Annotated in this window: 4 protein-coding genes and 1 pseudogene; 3 read left to right on the plus strand and 2 right to left on the minus strand. The window is 69.3% G+C overall.

Features of this window, described 5'->3' with window-relative positions:
• Together VFM98_RS04250 and VFM98_RS04255 are read right to left on the minus strand one after the other, a co-directional pair.
• Positions 1-247 (minus strand): annotated as a pseudogene (locus tag VFM98_RS04250) (phosphoribosylamine--glycine ligase N-terminal domain-containing protein); the annotation flags it as partial.
• Positions 248-257: 10 nt separating this feature from the next.
• Positions 258-986 carry a YebC/PmpR family DNA-binding transcriptional regulator gene (locus VFM98_RS04255; protein WP_325108658.1) on the minus strand — a complete coding sequence of 243 codons (729 nt, stop codon included), beginning with the start codon at positions 984-986 and terminating at the stop codon, positions 258-260.
• 63 nt (positions 987-1,049) lie between these two features.
• Here VFM98_RS04255 and VFM98_RS04260 point away from each other — a divergent pair, with 63 nt between their 5' ends.
• From VFM98_RS04260 to VFM98_RS04270, 3 genes are all read left to right on the plus strand, one after another.
• The gene (locus VFM98_RS04260; RefSeq protein ID WP_325108659.1) at positions 1,050-2,603 is read left to right on the plus strand and encodes a DUF853 domain-containing protein; all 1,554 of its coding nucleotides are present in this window, start codon (positions 1,050-1,052) and stop codon (positions 2,601-2,603) included.
• Positions 2,604-2,835: 232 nt separating this feature from the next.
• Positions 2,836-3,375, plus strand: a complete 540-nt coding sequence (locus tag VFM98_RS04265; RefSeq protein WP_325108660.1) for an REP-associated tyrosine transposase — start codon at positions 2,836-2,838, stop codon at positions 3,373-3,375.
• Positions 3,376-3,540: 165 nt separating this feature from the next.
• A partial coding sequence (locus VFM98_RS04270; protein WP_325108661.1) for a GTP cyclohydrolase II occupies positions 3,541-4,725 on the plus strand: 1,185 nt, incomplete at its 3' end.

Raw genomic sequence — 4,725 nt, forward strand, 5'->3', positions numbered from 1 at the left:
GGAAGTCGTCCACCACGCCGGCCGCCAGCGGGGCCTCGGGGCCGACCACGGTGAGCGCGATCTTCTCCTTGAGCGCCCAGTCGCGCAGCTCCCGCAGGTCCGCTATCGCGACGTTCTCCAGCCGTGGATCGAGCGCGGTGCCGCCATTGCCGGGCGCAACGTAGACCGCCTGCACCTTGGGCGACTGCGCCAGCTTCCACGCCAGCGCGTGCTCGCGGCCGCCGCCGCCGATGACCAGGACTTTCACGCTGGGGCCTTCACGCTTCTTCGATCTCGGCGTTGTGGTAGACCGCCTGCACGTCGTCGAGGTCTTCCAGCAGGTCGACCAGCTTCTGCATGCGCGCGGCATCCTCGCCGGCGAGCTCGATCGTGTTCTCCGGCCGCATCGTCACTTCCGCGACTTCGGGCTTCAGGCCCGCGGCCTCGAGCGCGTTGCGGACCTTCTCGAACTCGCCGGGTGCCGTCAGCACCTCGATGGCGCCGTCGTCGTCCGCGATCACGTCGTCGGCGCCGGCCTCCAGCGCCACTTCCATCACCTTGTCCTCGCTGGTGCCGGGGGCGAAGATCAGCTGGCCGCAATGCTTGAACTGGAAGGCCACGGAGCCCTCCGTCCCCATGTTGCCGCCGTGCTTGCTGAAGGTGTGGCGCACTTCCGCCACGGTGCGGACCTTGTTGTCCGTCATGGTGTCGACGATGATGGCCGCGCCGCCGATGCCGTAGCCCTCGTAGCGGATTTCCTCGTAGCTCACGCCTTCGAGGTTGCCGGTGGCCTTGTCGATGTTGCGCTTGATGGTGTCGGCCGGCATGTTGGCCGCCTTGGCCTTGTCCACCGCCAGCCGCAGGCGCGGGTTGGCCGACAGGTCGCCCCCGCCCTGGCGCGCCGCCACCATGATTTCACGGATGACGCGCGTCCAGATCTTGCCCCGCTTCTCGTCCTGGCGTCCCTTGCGGTGCTGGATGTTTGCCCATTTGCTGTGTCCGGCCACGGATTCGTCCTCTTCTGCGCTTGTGCTGTACTCTACGAAGAACAACATTCTACTTTTCGCACCATGCCGGAACCGCTCCTCATCGCGCAACACGGTCAAACCCAGGCCCACCTGCTGCCGGCGCTGGCCAACCGGCATGGGCTCGTCACCGGCGCCACCGGCACCGGCAAGACCGTCACCCTGCAGAAGCTGGCCGAAAGTTTCAGCCGCATCGGCGTGCCGGTGTTCCTGGCGGACATCAAGGGCGACCTGACGGGCATCAGCCAGGCCGGCCGGCTGGAGGGCAAGCTGGCGCAGGCCGTCAAGGAGCGCGGCCTGCCCGAGCCCGAGCCGCTGGCGTGCCCGACCACGCTGTGGGACGTCTTCGGCGAACAGGGCCATCCGGTCCGTGCCACGGTCTCCGACATGGGGCCGCTGCTGCTCGCGCGCATGCTGAACCTGAACGAGACCCAGGCCGGCGTGCTGCAGATCGTCTTCAAGATCGCCGATGCCAACGGCCTGCTGCTGCTGGACCTGAAGGACCTGCGGGCCATGCTGCAGCACGTGGGCGACAACGCGAAACAGTTCACCACCGAGTACGGCAACATCAGCGCCGCCAGCGTGGGTGCGATCCAGCGCGGGCTGCTGCAGATCGAGTCGCAGGGCGGCGACCGCTTCTTCGGCGAGCCGATGCTGAACATCGCCGACTTCCTGCAGACGGACCCGCAGGGCCGCGGCGTGGTCAACATCCTGGCGGCGGACAAGCTGCTGAACGCGCCCCGCCTGTACGCCACCTTCCTGCTGTGGCTGCTGTCGGAGCTGTTCGAGACGCTGCCCGAGGTGGGCGACCTGGAGCAGCCCAAGCTGGTGTTCTTCTTCGACGAAGCACACCTGCTGTTCGACGAGGCGCCCAAGGTGCTGGTGGAGCGCATCGAGCTGGTCGTGCGGCTGGTGCGGTCCAAGGGCGTGGGCGTCTATTTCGTGACGCAGAACCCGCTGGACATCCCCGATTCCGTGCTGGCGCAACTGGGCAACCGGGTGCAGCATGCGCTGCGCGCCTTCACCCCGCGCGACCAGAAGGCGGTCAAGGCGACGGCGGAAACCATGCGCCAGAAGCCGGGCCTCGACATCGCGAGCGCGATCACCGAGCTGGCCGTCGGCGAGGCACTGGTGAGCTTCCTCGACGAGAAGGGCCGGCCGAGCGTCACCGAGCGCCTGTTCGTGGTGCCGCCGGGCAGCCGGATCGGCCCGATCGCGCCCGAGCAGCGGCAGGCGCTGCTGCGCGATTCGATCGTGGCCGGGGTGTACGAGCAGACGGTGGACCGCGAATCCGCTTACGAGAAGTTGAAGGGGCGGGCGGCGGCCTCGTCGCCTGCGGGCGGTGGTGTGCCGGGCGGGCCGGGCGGGGTCGCAGCCGGTGCCGGTTCTGGCCCGGCTGGCAGCGCGGGCGATGCCGCCGGCGGCAACGTGCTGGGCGGCCTGTCGGACATCCTCTTCGGCTCGACCGGCCCCCGCGGCGGCAAGCGCGAGGGCCTGGTCGAAAGCTTCGCCAAGTCCGCCATCCGCACCGTCGGCAGCTCCGTCGGCCGCGAGATCGTCCGGGGCGTGCTGGGCGGCATCCTGGGCAAGAGGCGCTGAGGCGCGCTGATAGCGCCCCCAGTCCGCGAAGCGCTTCCACGTAGGCTGGGGCGGCGCCAGCCGACGTAGGCTGGGGCGGCGCCAGCCGCCGAAGCTGAGACGTAGGCTGGGGCGGCGCCAGCCGCCGAAGCTGAGCGGAAGCGAAGCCCAGCAAGCGAGCTGCCAGAAGCCCCACTCTCCGGCGGTAATACCTCACCAGCCCCCGCCCCTTCTCCCGCGTTGTACGCACACCATGCGTACCTACATCCGCGCCGACGCCGCCGGTGCCACCTACTTCTTCACCCTGGCATTGCAGGACCGCAGCGCCCGCTGGCTGGTCGACCACGTGGACGACCTTCGCGCCGCCGTCAGGCAGGTCAAGGCCCGGCACCCGTTCGACATCGAGGCCATGGTGGTGCTCCCCGAGCACCTCCATGCCCTGTGGCGCCTGCCAGTGGACGACAGCGATTTCTCCACGCGCTGGATGCTGGTGAAGCAGACGTTCACGCGCCTGCTCATGGCCAAGGGCATCCTCGAGGATTCAGCCGCGGGCCCGCGCGGCGGCAAGAGGGAGCGCTCCGTGTGGCAGCGCCGCTTCTGGGAGCACCAGATCCGGGACGAGGAGGACTTCCAGCGCCATGTGGAGTACATCCACTACAACCCGGTGAAGCACGGGTGGGTGTCGCGAGCGGTCGAGTGGCCGCACTCCAGCCTGCACCGGTTCATTCGGGAGGGGGTGGTGGCGGCGGATTGGGGGATCGGCGCGGCGATCGAGGGGCAGTTCGGCGAGTAGCGGCGCGTCGGCTGGTTGCCGCCGGCATCGCTGGGCTTCGCGCGCTTCGCGCTCAGCGTCGACGGCTGGCGCCGCCCAGCCTGCGAATTGCAGCCGACAAGAACGCGGCCCCCCGCGCCAACCCACCCCAGCTTTGCTAGAGTGACACCTTTGCCGCAGGACGTCATGGCCTCCGAAGCATCCGCCCCCCGCCACATCCGGTTGACCTCGCACCACGGCGGCCACGGCGCGCCGGCCATCCAGTGGGGCGCGGCTACGCCGGCCGAGCGCGGCCCCATCGTGGGCACCACCACCAAGCGCAGCCACCGCAACGTGATCGGCACCCACAGCGGCTCCTACAGCGTCTACCGCGCGCTGGCCGTCGCGGCCGGGGCGCTCAAGCGCGAGCACAAGGCCGACCTCACCAACACCGCCCCCACCGACGTGATCGGCCCGTACCCCCAATGGACGGATCCGGGCAAGATCGTGAGCCTCGATCCCTGGGGCGCGCAGGTCGCGGAGGTGTTCGCCGACGAACTGAAGCAGGGCTACGACATCCGGCCGACCATCGCGATCACCAAGGCCCACGTGATCCTGCCCGAGGTGATCGAGGGGCTGCAGAAGGGCCGGCTGAAGCCGGATGGGCGCTTCCTGATGGAAGGCGGCGCCGCCTGCGTGACCAAGGCGGCGATCGAGCCCGTCTGGTGGCTGCCCGGCGTCGCCAGGCGCTTCGGCTGCAGCGAATCCGACCTGCGCCGCGTGCTGTTCGAGGAGACCGGCGGCATGTACCCCGAGCTGGTGACGCGCAGCGACCTCGAGGTCTTCCTGCCCCCCATCGGCGGCCAGACGGTCTACATCTTCGGCAACGCCCGCGACCTGGCCAACCCCGAAGTCGAACTCACCGCCCGCGTGCACGACGAGTGCAACGGCTCCGACGTGTTCGGCTCCGACATCTGCACCTGCCGGCCCTACCTCACGCACGCGATCGAGGAATGCATCCAGGGCGCCCAGCGCGGTGGCGTGGGCCTGGTGGCCTACTCGCGCAAGGAGGGCCGTGCGCTCGGCGAAGTGACCAAGTTCCTGGTCTACAACGCGCGCAAGCGCCAGGCTGGCGGCGACACGGCCGACCAGTACTTCGCCCGCACCGAATGCGTGGCCGGGGTGCAGGACATGCGCTTCCAGGAACTGATGCCCGACGTGCTGCACTGGCTGGGCGTGCGCCGCATCCACCGGCTCGTCTCCATGAGCAACATGAAGTACGACGCGATCACGAATTCCGGCATCGAAGTGGGCGAGCGCGTGGACATCCCGGCCGAACTGATCCCGGCGGACGCCCAGGTCGAGATCCAGGCCAAGAAGGCCGCCGGCTAC

Source organism: Ramlibacter sp. (assembly GCF_035706265.1).
Taxonomy (GTDB): Bacteria; Pseudomonadota; Gammaproteobacteria; order Burkholderiales; family Burkholderiaceae_C; genus Ramlibacter.